The organism is Pseudomonas sp. GV071 (assembly GCF_003050835.1).
GTDB lineage: Bacteria > Pseudomonadota > Gammaproteobacteria > Pseudomonadales > Pseudomonadaceae > Aquipseudomonas.
The window spans coordinates 34,322-60,279 of record NZ_QAOJ01000013.1 but is presented as its reverse complement, the minus strand read 5'-3'; the positions used below and the strand labels follow the sequence as shown (position 1 = coordinate 60,279).

The 25,958-nt window shown below is 57.1% G+C and carries 30 protein-coding genes and 1 tRNA gene; 13 read left to right on the top strand and 18 right to left on the bottom strand.

Going from position 1 to position 25,958, the window contains the following annotated elements; genetic code table 11:
• Positions 1-226 precede the first annotated feature (226 nt).
• The 7 genes from C8K61_RS22055 to C8K61_RS22025 all read right to left on the bottom strand — a co-directional run bounded on the left by C8K61_RS22055 (position 227) and on the right by C8K61_RS22025 (position 2,409).
• Complete coding sequence (locus C8K61_RS22055; protein WP_108098455.1) at positions 227-460, bottom strand: major capsid protein; 234 nt, start codon at positions 458-460, stop codon at positions 227-229.
• Between the two features lie 251 nt (positions 461-711).
• Positions 712-852 carry a hypothetical protein gene (locus C8K61_RS26770; protein WP_156684114.1) on the bottom strand — a complete coding sequence of 47 codons (141 nt, stop codon included), beginning with the start codon at positions 850-852 and terminating at the stop codon, positions 712-714.
• 22 nt (positions 853-874) lie between these two features.
• Positions 875-1,225 carry a hypothetical protein gene (locus C8K61_RS22045; protein WP_108098453.1) on the bottom strand — a complete coding sequence of 117 codons (351 nt, stop codon included), beginning with the start codon at positions 1,223-1,225 and terminating at the stop codon, positions 875-877.
• Positions 1,226-1,402: 177 nt separating this feature from the next.
• Positions 1,403-1,615: a hypothetical protein gene (locus tag C8K61_RS22040; RefSeq protein WP_108098452.1), complete on the bottom strand. Its 213-nt coding sequence runs from the start codon at positions 1,613-1,615 to the stop codon at positions 1,403-1,405.
• Positions 1,616-1,619: 4 nt separating this feature from the next.
• Positions 1,620-1,949, bottom strand: coding sequence for a DUF5447 family protein (locus C8K61_RS22035; RefSeq protein WP_108098451.1), 330 nt, complete (start codon positions 1,947-1,949; stop codon positions 1,620-1,622).
• Between the two features lie 3 nt (positions 1,950-1,952).
• Positions 1,953-2,144, bottom strand: coding sequence for a hypothetical protein (locus C8K61_RS22030; protein ID WP_108098450.1), 192 nt, complete (start codon positions 2,142-2,144; stop codon positions 1,953-1,955).
• Positions 2,137-2,409 carry a helix-turn-helix domain-containing protein gene (locus tag C8K61_RS22025; protein WP_108098449.1) on the bottom strand — a complete coding sequence of 91 codons (273 nt, stop codon included), beginning with the start codon at positions 2,407-2,409 and terminating at the stop codon, positions 2,137-2,139. Before C8K61_RS22025 ends, C8K61_RS22030 begins: the two co-directional genes overlap by 8 nt.
• Before the next feature lie 586 nt (positions 2,410-2,995).
• Here C8K61_RS22025 and C8K61_RS22015 point away from each other — a divergent pair.
• Both C8K61_RS22015 and C8K61_RS22010 read left to right on the top strand, forming a co-directional pair.
• The gene (locus tag C8K61_RS22015; RefSeq protein WP_108098447.1) at positions 2,996-3,790 is read left to right on the top strand and encodes a helix-turn-helix domain-containing protein; all 795 of its coding nucleotides are present in this window, start codon (positions 2,996-2,998) and stop codon (positions 3,788-3,790) included.
• On the top strand, positions 3,765-5,306 hold the full coding sequence (locus C8K61_RS22010) for a GNAT family N-acetyltransferase (RefSeq protein WP_108098446.1): 1,542 nt from the start codon (positions 3,765-3,767) through the stop codon (positions 5,304-5,306). Before C8K61_RS22015 ends, C8K61_RS22010 begins: the two co-directional genes overlap by 26 nt.
• A 36-nt stretch (positions 5,307-5,342) precedes the next feature.
• On the opposite strand, the gene C8K61_RS22005 is transcribed toward C8K61_RS22010, so the two are convergent.
• From C8K61_RS22005 to C8K61_RS21995, 3 genes are all read right to left on the bottom strand, one after another.
• The gene (locus C8K61_RS22005; RefSeq protein WP_108098445.1) at positions 5,343-5,867 is read right to left on the bottom strand and encodes an ATP-binding protein; all 525 of its coding nucleotides are present in this window, start codon (positions 5,865-5,867) and stop codon (positions 5,343-5,345) included.
• 49 nt (positions 5,868-5,916) lie between these two features.
• The gene (locus C8K61_RS22000; protein WP_108098444.1) at positions 5,917-6,345 is read right to left on the bottom strand and encodes a hypothetical protein; all 429 of its coding nucleotides are present in this window, start codon (positions 6,343-6,345) and stop codon (positions 5,917-5,919) included.
• A gap of 137 nt (positions 6,346-6,482) precedes the next feature.
• Entirely contained in the window at positions 6,483-7,550 is a 1,068-nt protein-coding gene (locus C8K61_RS21995) for a GTP pyrophosphokinase family protein (protein ID WP_108098443.1), read from the bottom strand.
• 241 nt (positions 7,551-7,791) lie between these two features.
• On the opposite strand from C8K61_RS21995, the gene C8K61_RS26765 reads away from it, so the two are divergent.
• Positions 7,792-7,862, top strand: a tRNA-OTHER gene (locus C8K61_RS26765).
• Positions 7,863-8,010: 148 nt separating this feature from the next.
• Complete coding sequence (locus C8K61_RS21990) at positions 8,011-8,610, top strand: hypothetical protein (protein ID WP_108098442.1); 600 nt, start codon at positions 8,011-8,013, stop codon at positions 8,608-8,610.
• Here the strand turns inward: C8K61_RS21990 and C8K61_RS21985 are convergent.
• The 3 genes from C8K61_RS21985 to C8K61_RS21975 are packed head-to-tail and all read right to left on the bottom strand — an operon-like array spanning position 8,603 to position 9,947.
• A complete protein-coding gene (locus tag C8K61_RS21985; RefSeq protein WP_108098441.1) occupies positions 8,603-8,962 on the bottom strand; it encodes a hypothetical protein in 360 nt (119 codons plus the stop codon). The two genes, C8K61_RS21990 and C8K61_RS21985, sit on opposite strands and share 8 nt — an antisense overlap.
• 55 nt (positions 8,963-9,017) lie before the next feature.
• Positions 9,018-9,401, bottom strand: coding sequence for a hypothetical protein (locus tag C8K61_RS21980; RefSeq protein ID WP_108098440.1), 384 nt, complete (start codon positions 9,399-9,401; stop codon positions 9,018-9,020).
• 48 nt (positions 9,402-9,449) lie between these two features.
• The gene (locus tag C8K61_RS21975; protein WP_108098439.1) at positions 9,450-9,947 is read right to left on the bottom strand and encodes a DUF4339 domain-containing protein; all 498 of its coding nucleotides are present in this window, start codon (positions 9,945-9,947) and stop codon (positions 9,450-9,452) included.
• A gap of 213 nt (positions 9,948-10,160) precedes the next feature.
• Here C8K61_RS21975 and C8K61_RS21970 point away from each other — a divergent pair, with 213 nt between their 5' ends.
• Positions 10,161-10,367, top strand: coding sequence for a hypothetical protein (locus tag C8K61_RS21970; protein WP_108098438.1), 207 nt, complete (start codon positions 10,161-10,163; stop codon positions 10,365-10,367).
• 120 nt (positions 10,368-10,487) lie between these two features.
• Here C8K61_RS21970 and C8K61_RS21965 read toward each other — a convergent pair whose 3' ends face one another.
• The 5 genes from C8K61_RS21965 to C8K61_RS21945 all read right to left on the bottom strand — a co-directional run bounded on the left by C8K61_RS21965 (position 10,488) and on the right by C8K61_RS21945 (position 15,704).
• Positions 10,488-11,357 carry an alpha/beta hydrolase gene (locus tag C8K61_RS21965; protein WP_108098437.1) on the bottom strand — a complete coding sequence of 290 codons (870 nt, stop codon included), beginning with the start codon at positions 11,355-11,357 and terminating at the stop codon, positions 10,488-10,490.
• Positions 11,358-11,449: 92 nt separating this feature from the next.
• Positions 11,450-13,363 (bottom strand): arginine decarboxylase, encoded by a 1,914-nt coding sequence (gene speA, locus C8K61_RS21960; protein WP_108098436.1) that lies wholly within the window; start codon positions 13,361-13,363, stop codon positions 11,450-11,452.
• Between the two features lie 140 nt (positions 13,364-13,503).
• Positions 13,504-13,875, bottom strand: coding sequence for a translation initiation factor Sui1 (locus C8K61_RS21955; RefSeq protein WP_108098435.1), 372 nt, complete (start codon positions 13,873-13,875; stop codon positions 13,504-13,506).
• A gap of 195 nt (positions 13,876-14,070) precedes the next feature.
• Positions 14,071-14,631: an NUDIX hydrolase gene (locus C8K61_RS21950; protein ID WP_108098434.1), complete on the bottom strand. Its 561-nt coding sequence runs from the start codon at positions 14,629-14,631 to the stop codon at positions 14,071-14,073.
• Entirely contained in the window at positions 14,631-15,704 is a 1,074-nt protein-coding gene (locus tag C8K61_RS21945; RefSeq protein ID WP_108098433.1) for a DUF2333 family protein, read from the bottom strand. The genes C8K61_RS21950 and C8K61_RS21945 overlap by 1 nt, the downstream gene beginning before the upstream one ends.
• Before the next feature lie 294 nt (positions 15,705-15,998).
• Between C8K61_RS21945 and C8K61_RS21940 the strand changes: the two genes are divergently transcribed.
• The 8 genes from C8K61_RS21940 (at position 15,999) to prmA (ending at position 25,922) form a co-directional block, all read left to right on the top strand.
• Positions 15,999-17,606 (top strand): PleD family two-component system response regulator, encoded by a 1,608-nt coding sequence (locus C8K61_RS21940; protein ID WP_108098432.1) that lies wholly within the window; start codon positions 15,999-16,001, stop codon positions 17,604-17,606.
• A 129-nt stretch (positions 17,607-17,735) separates the two neighbouring features.
• Entirely contained in the window at positions 17,736-19,700 is a 1,965-nt protein-coding gene (locus C8K61_RS21935) for a methyl-accepting chemotaxis protein (protein WP_108098431.1), read from the top strand.
• A 183-nt stretch (positions 19,701-19,883) separates the two neighbouring features.
• Positions 19,884-21,671 carry a protein-disulfide reductase DsbD gene (locus C8K61_RS21930; RefSeq protein WP_108098430.1) on the top strand — a complete coding sequence of 596 codons (1,788 nt, stop codon included), beginning with the start codon at positions 19,884-19,886 and terminating at the stop codon, positions 21,669-21,671.
• A gap of 131 nt (positions 21,672-21,802) precedes the next feature.
• Positions 21,803-22,246, top strand: a complete 444-nt coding sequence (gene aroQ / locus C8K61_RS21925; protein WP_108098429.1) for a type II 3-dehydroquinate dehydratase — start codon at positions 21,803-21,805, stop codon at positions 22,244-22,246.
• A gap of 24 nt (positions 22,247-22,270) precedes the next feature.
• On the top strand, positions 22,271-22,726 hold the full coding sequence (gene accB, locus C8K61_RS21920; protein WP_108098428.1) for an acetyl-CoA carboxylase biotin carboxyl carrier protein: 456 nt from the start codon (positions 22,271-22,273) through the stop codon (positions 22,724-22,726).
• Positions 22,727-22,743: 17 nt separating this feature from the next.
• Positions 22,744-24,087, top strand: coding sequence for an acetyl-CoA carboxylase biotin carboxylase subunit (gene accC, locus C8K61_RS21915; RefSeq protein WP_108098427.1), 1,344 nt, complete (start codon positions 22,744-22,746; stop codon positions 24,085-24,087).
• Between the two features lie 63 nt (positions 24,088-24,150).
• A complete protein-coding gene (locus C8K61_RS21910) occupies positions 24,151-25,002 on the top strand; it encodes an EI24 domain-containing protein (protein WP_108098426.1) in 852 nt (283 codons plus the stop codon).
• Between the two features lie 41 nt (positions 25,003-25,043).
• Positions 25,044-25,922, top strand: coding sequence for a 50S ribosomal protein L11 methyltransferase (prmA, locus tag C8K61_RS21905; RefSeq protein ID WP_108098425.1), 879 nt, complete (start codon positions 25,044-25,046; stop codon positions 25,920-25,922).
• Positions 25,923-25,958 lie beyond the last annotated feature (36 nt).

Here is a 25,958-nt window from a genome sequence, read left to right as displayed (position 1 = left end):
ATCGGGGAATACACCACCTGAAACCGTGTTTGACTGCCAGTAATAGTCGACTGCAAGAGCCGGGGGCCCAAAGGCTAGAAGCAGTAAAAATATGAAAGATCGCATGCAATAAAAAAGGAGCCTTTCGGCCCCTTTTCCCTCCAGATCAGAAGAACTCGCCGCAGCGGTAACCGGTGATGAAGGCCCCGGCCACGAATGCGCCGAGCCACACTGACCAGAGCACGGGTTACGCCTTGCGCAACATGCCGAAGATCACGCCAGCACACGCGAGTACAGCCAGGGCGAGTGCGACATAACCAGCGACGGTGCCAGCGGAAGTACCGCCTGCGGTGATTTGATCCTGAATGCCGGTGATCTCGATTGGGATAGCAGCAGCCATCGCCTGACCAGCAGAGAACACAGCCAAACCAGCAGCCAGACCCAGAGCGGAGAACTTGTTACGCAGTTGCAGTTGTTTCATGGTTTCTTACCTCATACGTCGAAGGATTGAGGCTATCCATCCACCGGATAGCCCGATTACGAACGTCAGGAGCACACCGCCAAAACCAATGGCGAAGGCTTCTGCCGAAAATCCACCCGAGACCAGAATGTCTACATAGCCAGCGGCCTCAGGCGGAATCAGGTAGGCCTGTTGCCATCCAAGTTGGGAGCAGCTGATAGAGGCATCAGCGTTGGTGACCCACTCCATGCAAACCTGAACAGCAACGACCATCAGTAGTTACCCACCAGGGGAAGGCCGCCGAACGCTTGCACCTGGGCGATCACCGAATCGGCAATGGCGAGGCCGTCAGAGAGGCCCCACAGGTAGCCGCCAATGGCCCCAAGCGCAGCGATGAACAGATAGCGATACATGGCAAACCCTCCCGGTTAGCCGTTACGCCTTGGGCGCTTCGGCAGTGGGTTTGCTTGGGGTTTGTTGGGCGGTTTGAGTGGCAGCGCGGGGCTTGACCGACTCAATGTGCAGGGCGAGATTTTTGCCCTTGTTCTGCCCACCACGGGCCACGTCGAAGGTGATGCGCACCAGTTCCAGGGGCGAGAAGTGAGCACCGGCGGCGAAGATTTCATCGGCCACGTTGTCGTCAGCCGCCATGCCGATAATCGACAGGCCGTGTTCGGTTTTGCCGTCCGGCTCATCGCCGTAAAACACTTTGATGTACTTGGTGCCGCCTTCACCGTCGAAGCGCTGAGTGCCGAGAAATGCCACTTCCATAGTCGAACGAGCCATCGTTGTTTCCTCGCTTAGTTGCGCGTTATTGCGCGGTTTTGCCTTTCAGCAGGCCGAGCGATCCCGAGCGGATGAACTTTGAAATTTCAAAGCCGCTGGGGTGAATCGGATTGCTGGGGTTTTGGTTACCGGCCTACGTGGCCGCTTGAAGCTTTAAAACCAAGGGCCATGCCCTTGTTATCCCGTTTCGCCACCCGTGCCCGCGTCTGGCGGGCCAGCCCCGGACACGGGCGGCGATTGATGTTTATGCCGGTCGACCAACGGAGCATTCGGTTGGGGGCTAGGCCCCACATAGGTAAAGCGGTTGTTGAACCACCAGCGAATAAGCAGGTAGGCCAACAACGGCAGGTTGAGCACCACGCCAAGCAGCGCCCATTCGTTCATGGCCATCAGTTCAGCTCTCCAGCTCGAACAGGTCGTACCGGGGCACGTAGGGCGTTGGCTTGCCGGTGTCGTACACAACGTGCCAGTACTTCGGGGGCCGGAGCGGTGGCGAATGTTTCTCGCAGGTAAAGGCCGGCGTTACTTCCCACTCCGATAGCAAGACTCGCCACACGCCAGCTACCAGGCCCATCTTTAAGGGGCGTGTCGGGTGTGCTGATGCGGGGCGGCAGTGCTCGCATCGTGTGGATGGGGAGGAAGCGACGCTCACCATCGCGGCCTTTGACCAGCAGACAGAGCAGCCACAGTCCACGGAGTGCGGCAGATGCAGATACTTGTGCATGGGTCATTGCTCACCTCGCAGGATTGCCACCACGTCATAGGCGGCTTCGCGCAGCTGAACCTTGGCGTCACGGAGCGCGCCGGTTTCGCGGTTTGAAGGCTCGACAACGCAGAGGTCGTAAAAGTCTTGGGCGTGCACCAGTTGCAGCAACGCACTTTGCAACTCTGGGGGCAGCAGCTCGACGGAGTTAGTCATCGGCGTAATCCCCTGAGCAGAAGATGGTTTTGCCACGGTCGATATCGCGGCGGATGCGGTGCAGGTTAATGACGCGGCGGCGGCCGATTTTGACGGTAGGTATGGCGTGGGACTCGACCCAACCGCGCACTACGTCTGGGCTAACCTCTTCCAAACCGATCATTTCGGCGAAAACCAGCTGGGAGCAAAAAGGCGAATCACGGAAGTCAGTGACGCGCTGTGCATTTCCCTCTGCGTTGAACCCCACTACCCCAGACTGTTCCATGCAATTACCCCTATAATCCGGCCCAAAGCTTCAATTTTTTGGGAGCTAATAAGAGCCCTCCAGAAAGCGTAATATTTACGCTTGGAGTGAATATTACGCCAATATTCACCTGGAGTAAATTTTACGCCTATTGATTTTTTGATAAATGGATGCAGTGAGAGATAGAGCTCTTCAATTGATCAAACAGATTGGCCCCAAGCAGCTAAGCGAGCTTGGCGGTAAGAACCACGACAGGTGGAAAAACATCAGCCGAGGTGCAATCCGGATCAGCACAGTAGAAGTAGGGGTTCTTGCGGGTGCCTACCCTGAGTACGCGCTGTGGCTCATCTCTGGGCGAATCGAGCCTGAAAATGGCCACCGAAGTCCTGACTACGATGAAGCCAATCGAAACTTGACGGATCTAAACGTGGTATAGCGATCACAAAGGAAGTGACTAGGCGCTGGTACACGTCCAGAGGCACCAAGAGGTAGAGAATCCGGGGAGGATAGGAGTGGTAGATGCTGTGGCCTCACACTCCGCAAGGAGATATATTCCGTTAACGGAATATATCCTGTGATATGGTCCGCTCCGCGCATGGAGGTTGGTATGGCTCAAAAAAATAGAGTAATCGCTGCCGTATACGGAAAAGAAAACGATGCTGGCAGGGTTGTTGGTCAATCGCTAAAAAGCTTGAGAGAGGCTGTTGGCTATACTCAACTTCAAATGGCGGAAAGATTAGGTATAGGCCAAGGGGCTGTTTCGAAAATCGAAGCTAGAGGCGATGTGCAAATATCTTCATTAACAAAGTACGTTGAAGCTCTTGGAGCCTCATTGCGTATCGAGGCTGCATTTAATAAAGATAGCGAAATTTCAGCTCGTCTGTATGACGAGCTAAACTTGGATCAGCACTCTAACAGACAGTTAGTATTACCAATATTCAGCAGTGATGAACTAGCCTTAGGGACAACTAAAGATTTTATCATCAGCATACATCCAACTTATTCAGAAAAAATCCTCGAAGGCAAAAAGACAGTAGAGCTTCGTAGAAGATTCCCTATATCTACAGCCAGAGGGACAAAGATCTATATTTACTCCACATCACCAGTAAGAGCTATCGTTGGATGCGCAGAAATATCCGACATAATCAAGCTTCCAATCAAAAACATCTGGGAAAAATATTCAAAATCCGCATTCATCAAAAAGAAGGACTTTGAAGCATATTTCCAGGGATTAACCGAAGGTTATGCGCTAGAGTTAAAGAACGCACAAACTTTTGAAACCCCGATCAACCTTAAAGAACTTAGAGAGCGCTTTAATTTTACCCCGCCTCAGTCCTTTATTTATGCCAAGCAGGAAGTACGCAGAGCCCTCATGGATGAGCAGACAAATATATCTAATTGACACAAATATAATAATTGGCCTTGAAGACAACAAAACTGTTCAACCTGTATTTGCCACATTTATCCAATTAGCGACGAAAAACAAAGTTGACATATTTATCCATGCCGCTGCGAGGGACGACATCGCGCGCGATAAAAATGTTGAGCGACGAACTATTTCCGAAAGTAAATTACAGAAATTCAGCCACATAGACAAAGTTCGCGGGTTTGATGCCACCCAACTAGGCGCTGAATTCGGACATATTAGAAAGCCCAATGACGTAGTAGATGTAACCTTATTACATTGTTTGCACATTGGCGCAGCGGACTTTCTTGTTACTCAGGATAGAGGGCTACATGACAGAGCACGACGTCACTCGTCAGAGCTAGGACGACGCGTACTCCACATCGCAGATGCCGTAGACCTTCTACAAACAACCTTTGAACCCAAAGAAAGTCCAGTACGCTTCGTTGAGGAAGTTGCTGCAAATACTATCCCATTAACTGACAAAATATTTGACAGTTTGCGGGAAGACTACGAGCCTTTCGACCAATGGTGGAAGGAGAAGTGTGTACGCGAACATAGACAGTGTTGGATCGTAGCGGATAACAACACGAAAAGCATCGCAGGCCTTATCGTCAGAAAAGACGAGACACCTGAAAACACGGACGCAACATTACCAGCCAATAAAATACTGAAGATATGCACATTCAAAGTTCGCCCTGAAAGCCGAGGTGTAAAGCTTGGCGAACTACTATTAAAAAAAGTATTTTGGTTCGCTCAAAAAAATGCATACGACTTAGTATATGTAACAACTTACAAGACCCAAAACTCGTTGATTGACCTGCTGGAATACTATGGATTTCAGCACACAGCAACTAAACCGGACGGCGAGCTAATCTACGAAAAAACCTTCTCTCAGGGAAAGCTAAATCGGCAACCTGGGAATGACCTTTTCACGACGGCAAGGATTAGCTATCCGCGATTTGTAACTGACAATAAAGTACGAGCATTCGGGATACCGATAAAAGAAGGCTATCACGACACATTATATCCAGACCTTAAATTCCGCCCGCAAGCGGACCTATTTGAAAATGCCGGAATAATTGGCGGCCCACAACGGCCTGGAAACACTATAAGAAAAGTTTACCTTTGCAGGGCAAAGTCGAACCTTGGCGAACCCGGATCGGTTTTATTTTTCTATAAAGGGAAATCGAAACACGACCCATCACAAGCAATCACCGCAGTTGGGATTTTTGAAGAAGTGGCAAGTGCCAGCTCAACAAAGGAGCTCATGACTCTTTCAGGAGGAAGATCCGTATATAGCGAAGAAGAACTTGAAAGCTGGAACGCGTCCAAAGCAGACCCAATAAAGGTAATAAACTACCTATTAGCTGGCTATATAGAACCTCCCGTTAGCATAGGAGAGCTAAAAGAAATTGGAGTCTTCGGAGCTCATCCCCCTCAGTCTATATTTGAGATAAAAGAAAGTCTTCAAAAACTACTCGAAAGAGCCAAGCTTGGCTTTAAAACCTGAACCAACATCATAGTTGACGAACAAGCAATTCCACTTCTAAAAATCAAAAATAGAACTAGCAGTCCTTGAAAACTCCGCAAATCCTGGCTGTTCTAATATAAAAAGACCGACATTAAGAGACTCACAGATATTTCGTGCTTGCTCTCTTTCTTTCTGAAGAAACCCGACGATATCGACCGAGCTTTTTGAAGAATCTCTAGCTTCAAGGCGCGAGGCAATCACGTCAGGGGCCGCCTCCAATAATATTACTCCTAAAATACCCAAATCTCGAAACACCGACGACTCTAGTGCGACGAACTCCGATTTCTCGTTAATTAAAACGAAATGACCGTCTAGCAGTAGCGACTCACCTTCTTTTTTAATTTTCTGCACTGCAGTTTTCAGCGCAAGTTGATTATCATCAATCTGCGAAACCTTCTTATCATTGCTCCATGCTGCCTGAGCGCGTTCCCTGCGTATCAACCCGCTCGCACTCTCGTATGTAACGGGGAAATTTTCGGCATATTTCTGGCAAAGAAAACTTTTCCCCACTCCATGAATCCCCGCCACAAAAACAGTCATTATCGCCTCCTAATAAACAAACCAGAATACTTATCGGGAAAATTCCCCCTTAGACGCACTGAGCAGAATATATAACTTTTCGAAGCGCTCGAACGGCGAACAACGCCATCTGCTCTAACTCTCCACACAAGCTTTCTGGATTTTGCAAAATGGAAATATCGTCCAAGGGTTCATCAACATGAACCCATTTATTTCGATAACGTCTCAACGTGTGCAGGTCAGCCTTCAATTCGTCATCGATAGCAGCGGAATTTATCAGTTCAACAAGTCGATGTTTTATTCCCATCAAATCTTCAGCTCGGAAATAGGTCTCAACTGCTGCTACTGCCATAAGCACGGCGGACAAGTTCGCCCCATTCGCAAACGCTAAATCGGTATCCCGAACAATAACGCAGCACCACTCAGAAAGAACAACGCCACCGGCAAGAAACTCATCGTCAAGCGCTACCAGCTTTTCCCACCGCTCAGCTGCATTCATAAAAATTTAGCTCATCAACAGGACACTAAAGAATCCATTTTACTCAACGCTCCGATCCTCCAACGAAGCTTCCTATATCCACATACATCAAAGCCACCAACCAACCCAACCAAACACCCCTTGAATTTCCGCCAAAATTATCTTGGTGAAGATATACGCTTAGAAAGCTCTGAAAGGTATTTAGAAAACTCGCCCGCATCATCAGTTATAGATACGAGACGCAGATATTCAGCAATTTCATTTTGATATTTTAAACGTATAGCCGCTAACACTTGTCCCAAATAATAAACACACAGCCCCTCCGCCGTACTAGCTGTTTGCCTACCGACGTCAATCGCTCTAATAATTATATTTTCTTTATTTACAATCAACTCTTGTTCAAGCATAGAAACCGATTCTATATTGAAATACTTAAGTGCCTTCAAGTGCACAGCCATATTACTTTTATCAGCCGGCACCAACACTAATTCAGTTATATTGGATAGTTCGCGATCCAACCCCTTAACAACCTCACTGCGAGATATGTATTCAAGCAAGGAGACGGCATCGATACTTAGAGTCTCGGGCTGAGAATACAGTTTCTCTTTAACTTCCACTTCATATTTAGCTAAATCGTCACGAATTTGAACAAACTGATCATCGGCTAACTCCAGCAATCCCGCCAGCCTAGAAAACTTACGACGAATAGGCTTAGGTATTTCTATCTTAGCCTTGTAACCAATATCATGCTCTATCTCAGCCCAAGTATGTTGCAAAATGGATCTTACTTGAATCTCAAACTTAAGGCCTTTAAATCTCTTGTACTCCGCAAGGGCGAACCTTTCCTTCTTCAACGACACCACATAATGAAGAGATAAGTAGCCGAAGCGATCAGGATCTAAACTCACTCTTTTATCGATAGAATTTTTAACATCTACCTGAAATTCGTTCTCGATAATTCTTGCAACGGCATCTACATCATCGGCGTAATGAGATATAACTCGAAGACCAACGACATCCGTAACTTCCGCCATAGAAGAGTATTTATTCTTTTCGTTTATCTTTCTCTGAAAGCTAGACTTATCTTTGACACGACAACTTATCGAATGAGGTTTAATTGAAAAGGAGTCGAGAAGCACTCGAAAAAGCGCGTCCATTGACCTGGAAAACCCTGTATATAACTCTAAATTATCCTCATACTCTTCAACCAACTCAAAACTGGACAAATCTCACCTCCTTGTTTGCATTCAAAACAGTATCATTAAGCCACCAGAGACTAACGTATCTTCCTTGGACGATCACGACAAGCAATTCAAGTGTTCGTTACAGGCTCCTCAATAGCCCAATCCAGACAGACGATGCTCAATGCACCTTGGCGCCAGGTGACTACATCGACCGCTTTTTCTGCTGTGCTCTGGATTAACTAGGATGCGGCAGAGCTGGAACCCTCGTTTTATGGGCCTCTCTGGCCTTACATGGTCCTACTGCGAGGATTCATAATGCTGGGGTCCGGGGTTCAAGTCCCTGTGTAGCCACCAAACAAAACAAGGGTTTAGCGAAAGCTAAGCCCTTTTTTGTGCGCGCTAGAAAAGCGGGACAGGTGACTACATCGTCGCCCCACAACTCACCTCGAAATTTCCGTCCCCCGCGCCTAGAATCCAGCCACCCCTTCACGGCTGGAAACGGATGACCAACCTCCCCCCAGATGAACTCGAACGAGCGCAAACAGCTGTTTTTGTGTTGATAGGGAAATGCATTCTTAACCTGCAGTTGTATGAGCAGGCGCTTAAAAATCTGCTGCCGCACTTTGACGTGTCGAGCAACGGGCCAACGCCTGAGCAGCAGCGAGAGAAGCTTGCACTGCAAACCCTAGGCTTCCTCATCCGCCAGCTGTTAGAAAAGACCGCCGAATTTGACGAAGAGCCCGAAGAGCCGAAGCTGCTGCCCGGCCAGACCACAGCGTTTCGCTCGCGCTTCAGAATCCCGATGAACGCAGAGCAAGCCAAGCAGGCTTGCGACGATCTAAACGACCTTCTGCAGAAGCGAAATTTTCTGGTTCATCATTTCCGCAGTGAGTTCAGGCTATCAACCGAAAGCGGATGTTTGGCGGCGAAGGCCTATCTAGATAACTTGAATGAGCAGGCGAAAAGAGCGGTGACTCAGATAAATGAGATCGGGAATGAGCTCAAAGAACGCAGGACTTTATTAGCGAGCTTCCTGATGTCTCCTGAGGCAATTCAGCTTATTGATGAGATGCAACAGCCGCTGAATCCTCCCTCTAAATAATCCATCCATCTGCATCGCCATTGAAATATATCTGCATGGATTCGTAAGTATCCGAGCTATCTTCAAGGTGCATCACCACGCCGTTCTCGAACTCGAACACAATCAACCGGTCACTGACGACCTCGCAGCGCAGCACGTTGCGATTCATGATTTCGTAGAACCCAGGATCAGGCCATCGGCCTTCTTCCCAGCGGGCAAACGGTTTGCCGTCACGGAAAAGGGTCACTGGGGTTTGAACGGCCAAGTGGACAATGCCGAATGTGAACTGAAGATCGAACTGGCCAACACGCACCTGGGTGGTGAACTGGCCAATTACCGGCGAGAGGTCTAGCTCCTTGGGGATACCGTACATCCTGATCGGCCCTGCTCAATGGTGAGGTTCATGGTTCCAAGCCCGCTGCCCACAGCTAGTCGCTCGCGGCCATTCTCAAGCGTCTATCAAGTAAATATCCGCCCACGCCTCCGACAAAAATCGGCACCAGCGCATAGATCGGGATAAACACAATGCCCACCGCCGCCTGCGCATCCCCAGCCACATCTAGCGAGTAATGCGCCCAGGCCAGGTAACTGAAGCCAAACAGCGCCGGCACCAACAACGGCACCGGCCGACGATACAAAAGGCTGATGGCCAGAATACTGCCCCAGGCGATGGCGTTGAATGCCTGCAGAAACAGCCAGCCACGGACATCAGCGTTGGTGTATTGAGCCAGCCAAGCCATTCCGCCAGGCAGCCGCGCCAGGTAGGGCAGCAGTATCGCGAGGAGGACAATGGCAATTCGTGCTTTGAACATGCTCGTCTCCTGCTTGCTGCTTGGCGGGGTCAGGCCCAGGGCTGTTATCTACCAGTAACCGTAGTCGGCGGGCAGGAAGGTGAGGGCCAGCCAAACAATGAGCGGTACGTAGTGCACCTGCAATTTTTGCGAGCGTACAAAAAGATAGCCTGGAACAAAAAAGCTCCACCAGATCGACGGGGCTTTGTAGCCGGCGAGGCGAATTTTTCTGATGTCCATGGCGCAGAGAAATATGCTCAGCAGCCACAGCACCACGAAAACGGTGCGCTCGTAACCGTAGGGGGTAACCATCCAGAATAGCGGCGAGCAGGCAAGAAACCACACCCACAAGCCCGAGATGTTTTCTGTGCCTAGGGGCGGCGGCATCGCCGCAAGTTCGCCTTGCAGGTCCGAGGTTTCAAGGGTAATCCAGCCATCCAGACCGGGCCGCCACACCAGGGTGTTATGGCCGATCTTTTTGTCCTGCAACAACGCTTTGATCGTCTCTTCGCTAATCGGCCCTACACGCGAACCGTTGTCTTCGTAAAACCACTGCGCCTGGCTCACCCGTGAGCACTCCTTGCCTGTTCAGTGGGCAGATGATGGCAGAAATGGTTTTGTTGGCGAAGTGCCGGGCTGCGGTGAGGTCCGGTAACAAGCGTTATCGGCGCAAGTAGACGTTCGGCTATTGGAGGCCGAACCGTAGAATGGCCAGCAACACCCGCGCCTCGATAGGCCGATCGAAATTTTGAAAGCGCCGAGAAGCGCAGAGGACACGATATGAGAGACGACTTCGACGACATCCGCGCAGAACGGGACCGCCCTATCCGCTCCAACAGCGGTGGCTCGAATCAATATGCCGGCCTGTGGAAGCAGATCGCCCTGGGCATTGTGGTGGGGTATGTGGTGCTGGGGGTGTTGAGCGTGATTGGTTGGGCGGTCACGTCACATCTGCTGTTGAGCGGGCTGAAACTTGGGACGCCTTAACAGCGCCCTTAAACGTCACCCTGATTGCTCACCTTCTCCCACTTCGCTGGCGGCGCCGCGCTGCCACACAACGCCAACCGCAGTGCCACCCGATAAGTAAGTGTTCAGCCGCGATGCTGTTCAGGGCCTACGCCCGCCATCGCTGTCGATAAACCGCACAATCTCCTCCAACGCTGGCGCCTTGTAGCGCAGCGGCCGGGACAAGGCTGCCACCAGGGTGATGTGGCTGACGTTGTCGTAGTAATGCTCGCTCACCGGCACACCCACTTCCCGCAGGCGCTTGGCCAGGCCGCCGGTATTGCGCTGCGGGTTGACCAGGTCGTCTTCGGCGGCGGCCATCAGCAATGCCGGCGGTGCGCTGGCGCTGATGTGGTTGATCGGTTGTGAGTCCGGCGGGCTGCTGGGGAAGAAGAACACCGGTCGCACATCGGGGTTTTTGACGGGTAGGAAATCATAGGGGCCGGCCAGGCCGATCCAGCCGCGAATCGCACTGGCGTTGAGGTTCACGTCGGCCAGCAGGCGCGGGTCGAGGGCGAGCATCGCGGCGTTATAGCCGCCGGCGCTGTGGCCCATGAGGAACAGGTGCTCGGGGTCACCGCCGTAACTGCTGATGTGCTCGTGTACCCAGGCGAAGGCGTGGGCGCCGTCTTTGAGGAAGTCGGGGTAACGCACCTGTGGATAAAGTCGGTAGTCGGCGATCACGGTGACGTAGCCGTGGCTGGCCAATGCCTCGCCGACAAAGCGGTAGTCGTTGCGCTCGCCGCTGTTCCAGCTGCCGCCATAGAAGAACAGCACCACGGGCGTAGGGCCGGCTTTTTTGACGGTTGGGGTGTAGATATCGAGCTGTTGCCGGGGGTCGCTGCCGTAGGCGATGGCGCTGGTTTTTGTATAGCTGTCGGTGGGGGTTACTGCATTGAGCAGGCCGACCGGGGAGCAGGCGCTAAGCAGCGCGCTGATGGCGAGAAAAAGTGGGGTGAGCAGTCGACGCATGAAGGTCCTCGCTTACCTGATTAACCTTCTTTTAACCTCTGCCCTAGCCCCTCTCCCGCACGCGGGAGAGGGGAACCTGAGCCTGCTTCGGGTTACGAGGACAGGTACGACGAACGCGTCAGACCAAGGCGCAGTGCATCGAGGAACTGGGTACGTTCCCGCGGGCTGATCTTGGCGCTGGCGACTTTGTCGCGGTAGTGGGTCATCAACTCCTCCGGCGACAGGTGTACGTAGCGCAGCATGTCTTCGATGGTGTCGTGGGTTTCGATGCCGGCGTGGTAGGCGCTGCCATCCGGGTTCTGGTAGATGTTCACGGAATCGGTGTCGCCGAACAGGTTGTGCATGTCGCCGAGAATTTCCTGGTAAGCGCCGACCAGGAAGATGCCCAGCAAGTAGTCTTCGCCTTCACGCACTTCGTGCACCGGCAGGCTGGTTTCGATGCTTTGCTCGTCGACGTATTGCTTGATCTTGCCGTCGGAGTCGCAGGTCAGATCCTGCAGCACGGCGCGGCGCAGCGGTTCTTCGCCGAGACGATGCAGCGGCAGAATCGGCAACACCTGGCCGATGGCCCAGGTGTCCGGCAGGCTCTGGAACACCGAGAAGTTGCAGATGTATTTGTCGGCGAGTTTGTCGTTGAGTTCGTCCAGCACTTGGCGGTGAGAGCGCTGGCGAGCTTTCAGCGAGTTGTGCAGGCGGCGGCAGACGGCGAAGTAGCACTGCTCGGCCAGCGCTTTCTGGGTCAGGGTGATTTTGCCGTCAGCGTATTGGCTGGCCACGTCGCTCATGTAGTGGGTGGCGCGCCAGTAGGTTTCGGTGACCATTTCCAGGTCGGTCGGGCCAAGCAGGTCGACCAGCCATTGCACGGTCTCGGGCAAGGTTTCCTTGTCATCGATGGTCGGCACATCGTCGTTATGTTTTTCCACATCGGTCACTTGCACCACCAGCATCGCGTGGTGAGCAGTGAGGGAGCGGCCGCTTTCCGAGAAGATGTGCGGGTGCGGCAGTTCCTGGGCGTCGCAGAACTCTTTAAGCATGCCGACCACTACGCCGGCGTAGTCGTCCATGTCGTAGTTGATCGAGCTGGCGTTGCGCGAGTGGGTGCCGTCGTAGTCCACACCCAGGCCGCCGCCGACGTCGATATGGTCGACCGGCAGGCCAAGGCCGCGCAGTTCGCCGTAGTAACGAATGGCTTCTTTGAAGCCGTGTTGGTAGTCGGCCAGGTTGGCGATCTGCGAGCCCATGTGGAAGTGCAGCAGGCGAATGCCCTGGTCGAGTTTGGCGGCGCGGAAGCGCTCAACGACCGACAGCAGTTGCGCGGCGGACAAGCCGAATTTGGATTTCTCGCCACCGGTGTCGGCCCATTTGCTTGAGGCCAGGGACGACAGGCGCACGCGCAGGCCAACCTGCGGGGCGACTTTGAGTTCAGCGGCTTCTTCGATCACCAACTGCACTTCGGATTCTTTTTCGATGACGATAAACACGTTATGGCCAAGCTTCTGGCCCATCAGCGCCAAGCGAATGAACTCGCGGTCTTTGTAGCCGTTGCAGACGATGGTGCCGCCCTTCGGTGCCAGCGCCAGCACGGCCAGCAGCTCAGGCTTGGAGCCGGCTTCGAGGCCGATGGAAACGTTATGGGTGGCGATGATGTTTTCTACCACCGCTTCCTGCTGGTTGACCTTGATCGGATACAGGGCGGTGTATTGGCTCTGGTATTCGAGGCGCGCGATGTTGGCGTCGAAGGCGCCGGTCAGCTGGCGCACGCGGTCTTGCAGAATGTCCGGGAAGCGCACCAGCAAGGGCAGCGACAGGCCGCTCTGGCGCAGTTCTTCAACCTGTTCGAACAGGTCGATCGGTGCGCTATTGGGGCCGCTGGGGCGCACTTCGACACGGCCTGCTTCGTTGATGGCGAAATAACCGGCGCCCCAATGGCGAATGCCGTAGACGCTGCGGCTGTCCGCGACTGTCCATTGGCTGCCGTCATCTTTACGTGTGCGTCGTACGGACATTCAGGTTCCCTTCTTAAAAGAATTCAAAAGCGCCGGGCAGCCCCGACTCGTGCAAGGTAAGCAGTGGACATGACGATTACTGAGGTGTTCAGACGCGTCGATGGCAAACGGGTTAAAGGCGAAGTTTAGGAGGCAGTCTGTCAGCCGCCAGATTTCTTCGCTTTGAAGCCCTGTTTGAGCAATTCATCGAGCAGCAACTGCACATGGTCGCCCTGGATTTCGATAACGCCATCCTTCAGCGAACCACCGCAGCCGCAGCGCCGTTTGAGCTGGCTGGCCAACTCTTTCAGCGGTTCTTCGGCCAGCGGCACGCCGGTGATGGTGGTCACCGTCTTGCCGCCGCGACCTTTGGTTTCGCGGCGTACACGGGCGATGCCATCCCCATCGGGAATGGCGGTCTGTTTGCAGATGCAGGCGTCCACCGGTTGGCTGCAGTCCGGGCAATGCCGGCCTGCATCGGTGGAAAACACCAAACCGCCGAGGGCGGAAAAGGACGAAGCTTTCTTGACCACCGGGTTGTTCCTCGGTCAGGAAGGTCCAGCGCAGCGTTATGTAGTTGATGGACCTGAAAGCGACTGGCTGACAAAGGTGTCAGCCGCGAAGCCCCACTCTGGCAGGGGCAGCGCACCTGGGCCGGGAGGCTCAGGCTTGAAAGGCGGCGCAGTGTACCGATAAATATCGCTGTTGCTAATAGCCAATTTGCGCCATTAAACGCCGAATTCGCGACCTGCTTCTGTGCTGCGCAAATAACGTTTCAGCGCATCGAGGGAGTCGGGGCAGAACGGTTGGCTGTCGGCGGCGGCCAACGCGGCCTGGATGGGCATGAACCGCGCTTCCAAAACCTCCTCCGGTTGCAGGCGCAGCGGAGCATCGGAGACGGCAGAAAACACCGCGCACCACAGGCGGTTGCCCGGTTGGTCGAAGAAGAAATGCTCATGTGCCGTCAGCGGTACGCCGCCGATGCCCAGCTCTTCTTCCAGCTCACGGGCGGCCGACTCGGCGTAGCTTTCGCCTTGCTGCACCATGCCGCCTGCCGCCACATCCCAGTAACCCGGGTAGATGGCTTTGCTCAAGGTGCGCCGGTGTACACAAAGCTCACCGGCACTGTTGAACAGCAGAATAAAGGTGCCACGGCCGATCAGCCCTCGCTCGCGCAACTCGGCCCGCGGCAGCGCGCCGAGTTCGTTATCGGCGTCGTCGACCCAAGCAATCTGTTCGGCATCGGAGGCCGCACGGTGCGCGACCTCCTGTTGGGACACAGCAACCATCACCCCTGGCTCAGCAACTGACGCAGGTCGATGATCGCGGCGTTGGCGCGCGAAATGTAATTGGCCATCACCAGCGAGTGGTTGGCGAGAATGCCGTAGCCACTGCCGTTCAATACCATCGGGCTCCACAGCGGTTCCTGACAGGCTTCCAGCTCACGAATGATCTGGCGCACGCTGACGGTGGCGTTCTTTTTCGCCAGCACGTCGGCGAAGTCCACCTCAATGGCGCGCAGGATATGCGACAACGCCCAGGCCTGGCCACGGGCTTCGTAGAACACGTTGTCGATCTGCATCCACGGGGTTTCGTAGACTTCTTCGCGTACCGCCGGCACGTCGCCCGCGGTAACGGTTTGATCAGGCTCTTTCACCGCGCTGTTCAAACGCACCTGGCCAACGCTGGCAGACAGGCGCTGCGACAGCGAGCCCAAACGGGTTGCAGTGTCGCCCAGCCAGTTGTTCAGGTTGTCGGCGCGGGTGTAGAACTGCGCGCTCGGTTGTTTCGGGTCGGCAAGACGCGCCAGGTAGCGGTCGAGGGATTTGATCCCTTCGCGATACTCAGCCTCGGACGCTGGCAGGGCCCAGCTCTTGTTGTCGAAGTTGAAGCGCGGCTCGGCCTTGGCCAGGTCCGGGTCTTCGGTGGACTGGGTTTGCGAGCGGGCGAAGTCTTTGCGCAAGGCGCGCGAGAGGTCACGGACCTGCACCAGTACGCCATATTCAAAGCTCGGCATGTTATCCAGCCACAGGCCGGGCGGCGTGAGGTCGTTGGAGAGGTAGCCGCCGGGTTTGTCGAGCAGGGTGGAAACTACTTTTTTCAGGGTTTCGACCGTGGTGTAGCCGCTGACCAGTTGGCGATTGGCTTGTTGCGCGGCCTGTTGTGCATTTTGTTGCACTTGAAACAGCCCCGGCTCCTGGCTCCACCACCAGCCCACAAGGCCGGCGATGATCAAATACAGCGCCAACAAGGTGCCCAGTGCGCGGCTTACCCACAGGCCGCCAAAGTAGCTACGAGCGCCGTCTACCGAGTTACCGACGCCATCGCGCATGGTGCTGGCGCGGTTCTTCCAATTCAACATGGCCTTGTCCTTTCAATCGAAGTCAGCAGTTCGACCACAGCCTCCCGGGAGGGTGCCGTCGGCTTGGCACTATAAGGGAAGCGCTTGCGGATGCGCAGCGCGACGACGCAAACTTACCGCCGGTTAAGTAACAGCGTTGACACTTGTCAGACTTTTCCACCGCCCGTCAAAATTCTGCTGCTTTACTGGCGTCAATTGATCGACGGTACTAGCGTACAAAACAAGCATTGGTAGCATAGAGCCACCATTCGAGCCGCCTTAGCGGCAACCGCGTACTAAAGAAGACGTCCGGCCATGTCCGAGCAAGAAGACCTCAGCAGTGATCGCCTCAAACACCACTTCGCCCAGCGCGTCATTCACCAGGCGCGGCAAGTGCTGGAAGTGTGGCAACGGCTGCAGGAGCGGGAGTGGAACGACAGCGAACTGGCCGAGGCCAACCTGCGTTTGCTGCGCTACGCCGAGCGCTTCGGTCAGGACGAACACGCACAGCTGGCGCGCAGCATCGGCCAGTGCCTGGAAGCCAGCGGCGCCAACAAAGGCCGCCTGAACAGCGCCCTGATCACCGAACTCAATCAGTTGATGCAACGCCTGTCGCGCACCGGGCTGCGCCATGGCGATCAATACGAACAAACCTTTCTGCCGCCACTGCGCAAGCCCGTGTACCTGGGGCTGCAAGACCGCGAGCGCGCCGAGCGCCTGGCTCAGCAACTGGAGTTCTTTGGCTTGAGCGCGCAGTCGTTCGCCAATGCCAATGCCTTTCGCGCCGCCATGCGTGAGCGCCACCCGGCGGCCATCGTCATGGAAGTGGATTTCGCAGGTGTAGGCCTTGGCCTGGAACTGGCCAACGAAGTGCAGCAGGACCTCGAGCAGAAACTGCCCCTGCTGTTCTACAGCGAAGAAGAAACCGACACCCCTACCCGCCTCGCCGCTGTGCGTGCCGGCGGCCAGGAGTTTTTCACCGGCAGCCTGGACGCTTCGACCCTGCTCGAGCGCATCGAAGTGCTGACCCATGTCAGCCAGTACGAGCCGTTCCGCGTGCTGGTGATCGACGACTCCCGCGCCCAGGCCACCCACACCGAGCGAGTGCTGAACAGCGCCGGCATTATTACCCACACGCTCACCGACCCCATCAAGGCGATGAGCGCGCTGGCCGAATTTCAGCCTGACCTGATCATTCTCGACATGTACATGCCCGAGTGCAGCGGCACCGAGCTGGCCCAAGTGATTCGCCACAACGACCGTTATGTGAGCGTGCCGATCATTTACCTGTCGGCCGAAGACGATCTGGATAAACAGCTGGACGCCATGAGCGAAGGCGGCGACGACTTCCTGACCAAACCGATCAAGCCACGCCATCTGATCGCCACCGTGCGCAACCGTGCCGAGCGGGCGCGCAACCTGAAGTCGCGGATGGTGCGTGACAGCCTCACCGGCCTCTACAACCACACCCACATCCTGCAGTTGCTCGACGACGCGCGCACCCGCGCCCGCCGCGACAATCAGCCGGTGACCTTCGCCATGCTCGACATCGACCATTTCAAGAAGGTCAACGACGTCTATGGCCACCCCATGGGCGACCGGGTGATCAAAAGCCTGGCGCTGTTCCTCAAGCAACGCCTGCGCAAGACCGATCACATTGGCCGTTATGGCGGCGAAGAATTTGCCGTGGTGTTGCCCAACACCGATGCGGCCACCGCTGCCAAAGTACTGGATGGCATTCGCCAGCGTTTTGCCGAAATCCACTACCCGGCCACGCCGCAGGATCTGTCCTGCACCTTCAGCTGCGGCATCGCCCAGATGCACGACGAAGTCGACAGCGCCGCCTTGTCCAAACAGGCCGACCAGGCCCTGTATGTGGCCAAGCATGGCGGGCGCAACCGGGTGGAAATCTTCCAAAGCTGACTGGCCACCCAGGAAAAAGCGTGACGCCCGTCACGCTGTCATCAGCCTGCAATGAAAGAGCAATAAATTCAGGACTTTACAGCCAGTCATGGCGTTTTGACGCCATGTGTTACCGGTCGGGTCCTGTCTATGCGCCTGAAACACCTCACCAACCTCAACACCGCCCTGCTCGTTGCCGTGTGCGTGGCCCTGGGCGCCACGCTCTGGTGGTCGCAACGCGCGCTGGAGCGCCCTTACCAGCTGATGGAGCAATACCTGAATCTGTCGCAGCGTTTTCAGGTTGAGGTGGCGAACAATATTCAGGACTACCTCGGCAGCGGCGACGCCCTGCGCCATAGCAGCGCCAGCCAGGCCATCGAAGCATTACAGAAAGCCACCGATGAACTGCCGCCGGAACTGGCTGCCAACCTGCGCCCCAGCCTCAGCGAACTACAGAACTTCACCAGCAGCGAACTGCTCGCGGCCGGCAAGCTGGCCGGCGATCCGCAAGGGCTGCTGCTGCAAGCCGAACGGGAAATTTCCGGCGCCTTGGAACAACTCAGCAGCTACGCCGACAGCGGCTCGGCAGACAGCAGCGCCGCCTACCGCGCGCCACTGTTCACCGCCGCCGTGCACCTTTCGCGCTTGAGCCATGCCCGCGGCAAACTGGTGAGCAGCGGCCGCGACGAACTGGCCGGCGACGTGGAACGCGAAGTGGCGCTCCTCAACCAGCAAGCCGACGCCCTGCAGGCTTTGCCGTTGCTGGGGGTGGCCGAGGCCAGCAACTCCAGCGCAGACGACTTCGCCTCGATGATGGGCATCGCCAGCGACGCCAGTGCCAGCGCAGCAGAGGACCGCGGCATCGCGCTGAAACGCGACCTGGTCAGCCTGATCAAACGCTACCCCGCCGAGCTGACCCGTACCCGCGAGCTGATTCAGAACCGCGCTGCGTTGGCGAGCAAAACCCAGGACAAGGTCAAAGCCAGCCAGCACGCCCTTGACGAGTTGGCCCCAGCCGTACGCGCCGAATACGGCCGTATCCAGTGGCAGGTGCGCATGCTGCAGGGCGCCATGATCGGCCTGATTCTGTTGATCGCGCTGGTCATCGACCGTATTCAGCGCCGTCTGAGCACCGTGCTTGGCCACCTGGCGCCCTCACTGTCGGCCTGGGCCCAGGGCAACTTCGCCGAGGGCATTGTGCTCGACTCGAAAACCCGCGAGCTGCGCGATATCGAAGAGTCGCTCAATCGTCTGCGCGCGTATCTAGTGGACCTGGTCGGCACCATTCGCCAGCACGCCGAGCAAGTGGCCGGCAGCAGCCGCACCCTGGCCGAACTGAGCAACGGCCTGCACAGCGGCGCCGAACGCCAGGCCGGCGACACCGAGCAGATTCGCGACGCTTTGGGCGATCTTGAGTCGACCATTCAACAAGTGGCCGGCGACGCCAGCCAGGCCGCCGATGCCAGCCGCGAAGCCGGCCGTGCCTTGGAGCAAGGCCAGACGGTGATTGGTCAGAGCCTGACCGGCATGCATACCCTGGTCAGCGAGGTGCAGGGCAACGCCCAGGCGATCGAACGCCTGGCCGCCGAAACCGCCACCATCGGCAGTGTGCTGACGGTAATTCGATCAATTGCTGACCAGACCAACCTGCTCGCCCTGAACGCAGCCATTGAAGCGGCACGGGCCGGGGAAAGTGGCCGCGGGTTTGCCGTGGTGGCTGAAGAGGTGCGCACCCTGGCACAACGCACGGCGGGGGCTACCGGTGAGATCCAGCAGTTGATTGGTCGTCTGCAGCAGGCAGCGGGGCAATCCCTGGAGGCCATGCGGGCGCAGGTCGGTCATGCCGAAGCCACCGCCAACCAGGCCCAGGCTGCCGATGGCGCGCTGGATGAAATCGTCACCGCGATCCGCACCATCGCCAGCATGGCCGAGCGGATTGCCGATGCCACGGCCCAGCAGAGTGGCGCGGTCAGTGAGATTCGTGGGCACAGCGAGCGCATTCACCAATTGGGTGGCGACAACCTGGAGCGCATTGATCACGGGCGTAGCCAGGGTGAGCAGTTGCAGGCGTTGGGTGGGCAATTGCACACCGCCGTGCAGGCGTTTCGCGTTTGATCGGGACATCGCGTCAGGGCCATCGCGGCTAAAGCCCCTCCCACAGGGAACTGCGGTCTTTTGTGGGGGGCTTTAGCCGCGATGCTTTTTGCTCCCCCGAAAATCCCTGTGGCGATTCGCCCAAGGCCACGCGCTGACGCTTTCCGCTATGATTGCGCGCACTTTCTTCTTAGCGAGATTTCCATGCGCCGCCTGCTCAGCCTGTTTCTGCTGTTGCTCGCCCTGCCTGTCAGCGCCAGTCTTCTGGATAACCGCCCCAGCGCCACCCTCGGTGCGCCGCTGAATAACAGCGCCGATTTCTTGCCGGTGCGTGAAGCGTTCAAATTGAGCGTGGTGGAAAACACCGCCGACAAGGTCACGCTGCGTTTCGTCGCCACCGACGGCTACTACCTGTACCGCCACCGCTTTCAGTTCCGCATCGAACCGACCGACGTCGGCAACGGTGCGGCGCAATTGCCGCCCGGTGAAAAAAAGCACGACGAATACTTTGGCGACGTCGAGGTGTACCACGGCATTCTCGATGTCGAGCTGCCACTGAAAAACGCCTACAACCTGCCCTACACCCTGTTCGTTACCTACCAGGGCTGCGCCGATAAAGGCCTGTGCTACCCACCGGAAACCGAGCGCCTGGAACTCGATGGCAAGGCGGCGCCGAGCAATCCATCCGCCGCTATCAGTAGCCCGGCAAGCACGCCGGTAACCGCTTGGAGCTGGCATGAACTGCTGCTGTTTTTTGTCGCCGGCCTGGGCCTGACGTTCACCCCCTGTGTGCTGCCGATGCTGCCGATTCTTTCCGGCGTAGTGCTGCGTGGGCAGATTGGCGGGCTGCGCGGATTGAGCCTGTCGCTCGCCTATGTGCTGCCGATGGCGGCGTGTTTTGCCTTGCTTGGCGCGCTGATGGGCGTGTTCGGCGCTGAGCTGAATCTGCAGGCGCGCCTGCAGTCGGCCTGGGTGCTGGTGCCGTTCGCGTTGTTTTTCAGCCTGTTTGCCTTGGCCATGTTTGGCGTCTTCGAACTGCGTCTGCCGCGGTTTATCAGCGAGCCGCTGGACCGCATGGCCGGCACTGCCAAAGCCGGCTCGTTGTGGGGTGCGGCGTTGTTGGGCGTGGTCTCCAGCTTGCTGGTTTCGCCCTGCGTGTCGGCGCCACTGGCCGGCGCACTGCTCTATATCAGCGCCAGCGGCGATGCCTTGGGCGGCGGCTTGAAGCTGTTCGCCTTGGGCCTGGGCATGGGCGCACCGTTGGTATTGTTCGCTGTTGGCGGCGGCACCTTGCTGCCCAAAGGCGGCACCTGGATGGTGACCGTGCGCAATGCGTTTGGCGTGCTGCTGCTGGCCGTTTCGGTGTGGATGCTTGAGCGGGTGTTGCCGCCAAGTCTGGCGTTGGCGCTTTGGGGTCTGCTGGCAGTCGGCGTGGCGCTGTTCCTCGGTGCGCTGGAGTTCAGCTACAAGGCGCCGCGTGCGCGCCTGGCACAGTTGCTCGGCCTGATCTTGCTGGTGTACGGCATCAGCGCCTGGGTCGGCGCCTTACGGGGTGAAAGTGATCCGCTGCGCCCGCTTGGTCGCCCGTCTGAATCGGTGGCGGTGGCCGGTGCGGCACCTGTGACCAGCACCTGGCAAACGGTCAAAACCCCAGCCGAACTGGACGCCGCCCTCGCCGCCGCGAAAGCCGCCAACCAACCGTTGCTGCTGGATTGGTACGCCGACTGGTGCATCAGCTGCAAGGTGATTGAACGCGAAGTGCTGCACGCCCCGGAGGTCACCAGCCAGCTCGGCCGCTACCGCCTGGTGCGCTTCGACATCACCGACAGCACGGAAGAACAACGCACTCTGCTCGACCGCTACAAACTGTTCGGCCCACCGGCAATTCTGTTTTTCGCCCCCAACGGTGACGAATGGGCGGATATCCGTGTCGTAGGTGAAGTTGACGCCGCGACCTTCGCCGAACGCCTGCGCACGGCCGGCGCGCGCTGACGAGCAGACCTATATTTGCAGCAATCTGCTGCTATCGTGCTAGCTACTGCTGAGAACTGGACATGCCCAACCTGCCTGCGGCATAGTCCGGCGCAGCGTTGAATGGCAAAAACAATAAGGAACATACCCTCATGGCCACCTTGCTGGTGCTGCATGGCCCCAACCTGAATCTGTTGGGCACACGCGAACCAGGCGTCTACGGCGCCACCACGCTGGAACAAATCAACCTCGATCTGGAGCGCCGTGCCCGTGAAGCCGGCCACCATCTGATGTACTTGCAGAGCAATGCCGAGTACGAGCTGATCGAGCGTATTCACGCCGCCCGCAGCGAAGCGGTGGACTTCATTCTTATCAATCCGGCAGCTTTTACGCATACAAGCGTCGCATTACGTGACGCGTTGCTGGCGGTGAGCATCCCATTCATCGAAGTGCACCTCTCTAACGTGCACAAGAGAGAACCTTTCCGCCATCACTCCTACTTTTCGGATGTTGCTGTAGGTGTGATCTGCGGCCTTGGCGCCAGCGGTTACCGGCTGGCCCTGGAGGCTGCCCTGGAACAACTTGAACGCCCCTGACCTCTTCCTTGGGAGTTGCTACTTATGGATATTCGTAAAGTTAAGAAATTGATCGAGCTGCTGGAAGAGTCCGGCATCGATGAGCTGGAGATCCGTGAGGGCGAAGAGTCCGTACGCATCAGCCGTCACGGCAAACAGCCGCAATACGCCCCCGCTCCACAAGTCTTCGCCGCCCCTGCTCCTGCTGCCGCCCCTGTGGCTGCTGCGCCGGTTGCCGATGCTGCACCGGCAGCTGCCAAGCTCAATGGCAACGTGGTGCGCTCGCCAATGGTCGGTACCTTCTACCGCACCCCGGCACCGACTTCGCCAGCGTTCGTTGAAGTCGGCCAGAGCGTGAAGAAAGGCGACATTCTGTGCATCGTCGAAGCGATGAAAATGATGAACCACATCGAAGCTGAAACCAGCGGCGTCATCGAATCCATCTTGGTGGAAAACGGCCAGCCGGTTGAGTACGACCAACCGCTGTTCACCATCGTTTGAACCGCGGAGAGCCTGCGATGTTGGAAAAAGTGCTGATCGCCAACCGCGGTGAAATTGCCCTGCGCATCCTGCGCGCCTGCAAGGAACTGGGGATCAAGACTGTCGCGGTGTACTCCACCGCCGACCGTGAGCTGATGCACCTGGGTCTGGCAGACGAGACGGTGTGTATCGGCCCTGCCCCCGCGAACAAATCCTACCTGCATATTCCGGCGATCATCGCCGCGGCCGAAGTGACCGGCGCCACCGCCATTCACCCCGGCTACGGGTTCCTCGCCGAAAACGCCGACTTCGCCGAACAGGTGGAGAAATCCGGTTTTGCCTTTATTGGCCCGAAAGCCGAAACCATTCGCCTGATGGGCGACAAGGTTTCGGCCAAGCACGCCATGATCGCTGCCGGCGTGCCGACCGTGCCGGGTTCCGACGGCCCGCTGCCGGAAGACGAAGAAACTGCTCTGCGTATTGGTCGTGAAGTGGGTTACCCAGTGATCATCAAGGCCGCTGGCGGCGGCGGTGGTCGTGGCATGCGTGTCGTGCATGACGAAGACGATCTGATCAAATCGGCCAAGCTGACCCGCACCGAAGCCGGTGCTGCGTTCGGCAACCCGATGGTCTACCTGGAAAAATTCCTCACCAACCCACGTCACGTGGAAGTGCAGGTATTGTCCGACGGCCAAGGCAACGCCATTCACCTGGGTGACCGCGACTGCTCGCTGCAACGCCGCCACCAGAAGGTGCTGGAAGAAGCGCCGGCCCCAGGCATCGACGAAAAAGCTCGCCAGGAAGTATTCGCCCGCTGCGTCAAAGCCTGTATCGACATTGGCTACCGTGGCGCCGGCACCTTCGAGTTCCTCTACGAGAATGGCGCGTTCTACTTTATCGAGATGAACACCCGCGTTCAGGTGGAGCACCCGGTATCGGAGATGGTCACCGGCATCGATATCGTCAAGGAGATGCTCAGCATCGCCGCTGGCAACAAGCTATCGATCAAGCAAGAAGATGTAGTGATCCGTGGGCACGCCCTGGAGTGCCGCATCAACGCCGAAGACCCTTCGACCTTCATGCCGAGCCCCGGCAAGGTCAAGCACTTCCATGCCCCTGGCGGCAATGGCGTGCGGGTCGACTCGCACCTGTACAGCGGCTACAGCGTACCGCCGAACTATGACTCGCTGATCGGCAAGCTGATCACCTACGGGGCCACCCGTGACGAGGCCATGGCACGTATGCGCAATGCCCTGGATGAGATTGTGGTCGACGGGATCAAAACCAATATCCCGCTGCACCGTGATCTGGTTCGAGATAAAGGTTTCTGCAAAGGTGGGGTCAACATCCACTATCTCGAGAAAAAACTGGGCATCCATTAATTGGAACCGCTCTAGAGAAAGGCCGCATAAAGCGGCCTTTCTCGTTTCATAGGGACATGAGTCATGGCCATCAAAGCCGCTATCGATAACGTCGTCGCCGCCTTTCGCGAGGCATTTACCTGCCTCGGCCTGGCCTTCAGGGACAGCCTGCGTCCCGGCATCCTGCTGCGCTCGGCGGGTATCTGCATACTGGCGTCGGTGTTCTGGACCTGGGTGTTTTTCCATTACTACGAACAGATCGGTATCGGCTGCGGCGCGTTGTCGTTTTTCATTGTCTATGGCGGCGCCGTGCTGGGCTTTCTGCCGAGCCTGAGTGGCGGCGGGGGCGGCGGTATGGCGGGCATGGCAGGGCCATTGGGCATGCTGGTGTTGTACGTGGCGGCGCTGGCACTGGTGATGGCGGTTGTGCTGTACAGCGGCGCGATTGTGCTGAGCATTCGCGTGGCGTTGCGCTGGGTGTTGATGGGCAAGGTGCGGGCCCGCTGGCTGCGCCATTACCCGGCCCTGCAACAACGGGCGAAGGGCGATGGCAACCTGCTGCTCGGCGCGCGCTACATTCTCGGCCCCTGGCTGGGTTTTACCCTCGGCACCTTGGCCTGCCTGTTGATTCCACTGGTAAATGGCGTGCTGCTGGTGATGCTGCTGGCATATCTGAACGTGCGTTTTCTCACGCCAAGTGCCTTTGCCAGCCTGGTGTCCAGCAGCGAGCAGCTCGAAGCCATCAACGGCCAGCGCGGCGCCATGCTGGCATTTGGTTTGCTGGTTCTGCTGCTAGCCTTGGTGCCTGTGGTCAATTTGCTGCTCCCGGCGTTGCTCGCCGGCGGCGCCTGCCACCTGGGCTATCGTGGGCTGAACCCCGCGCCAAGCGCGGCTGGTGCGGGGGCGGCTGCTCAAGTAAGCTTGCCGCCCTGTTAAAGCCCGCTCTTCTATAAGCATCGTCTTCGAGGTTGTTCGTTATGCCGTGGTTACAAGTCCGTCTCGCCATCAGCCCGGAACAGGCAGAAACCTACGAAGACGCCCTGCTGTCCGTGGGCGCGGTGTCGGTAACCTTTATGGACGCCGAAGACCAACCGATCTACGAGCCGGACCTGGGCACCACACCGCTGTGGTCGCGCACCCACCTGCTAGCCTTGTTCGAAGCCGATGTCGATGAAGCCAATCTGCTCGCCCACCTCACCTTGTTGACTGGCGGCACCTTGCCGGACCACCAGGTCGAGCGCATCGAAGACCAGGATTGGGAGCGCAGCTGGATGGACAACTTCCAGCCCATGCGTTTCGGTCAGCGCCTATGGATTGTGCCGAGCTGGCACGCCGCGCCGGAACCTACTGCGGTCAACCTGCTGCTCGACCCGGGCCTGGCCTTCGGCACTGGCACCCACCCGACCACCGCGCTGTGCCTGGAATGGCTGGACGGCCAGGAACTGGACGGTGTCGACGTGCTGGATTTCGGCTGCGGCTCGGGCATTCTCGCCATCGCCGCCTTGCTGCTCGGGGCCAAGCAGGCGGTCGGCACAGACATCGACATCCAGGCCCTGGAAGCCTCGCGTGATAACGCCGGGCGCAACGGCATCGACCCCGCACGTTTCCCGCTCTATCTGCCGCAAGACCTGCCACAGCAACAGGCCGAAGTGGTGGTGGCGAACATTCTCGCCGGTCCGCTGGTCCAACTCGCTGACACCATTACCGCCTTGGTACAACCCAATGGCCGCCTGGCACTGTCGGGCATTCTCGCCGAGCAGGCCGAAGAAGTTCGCGCCGCCTACAGCGCAGAATTCGAGCTCGACCCAACCGCCGAAAAAGACGGCTGGGTGCGCATCAGCGGCCGCCGCCGCTGAAGCAAGCCTTGAGTTAAACTAGCCCCCGATCGATTC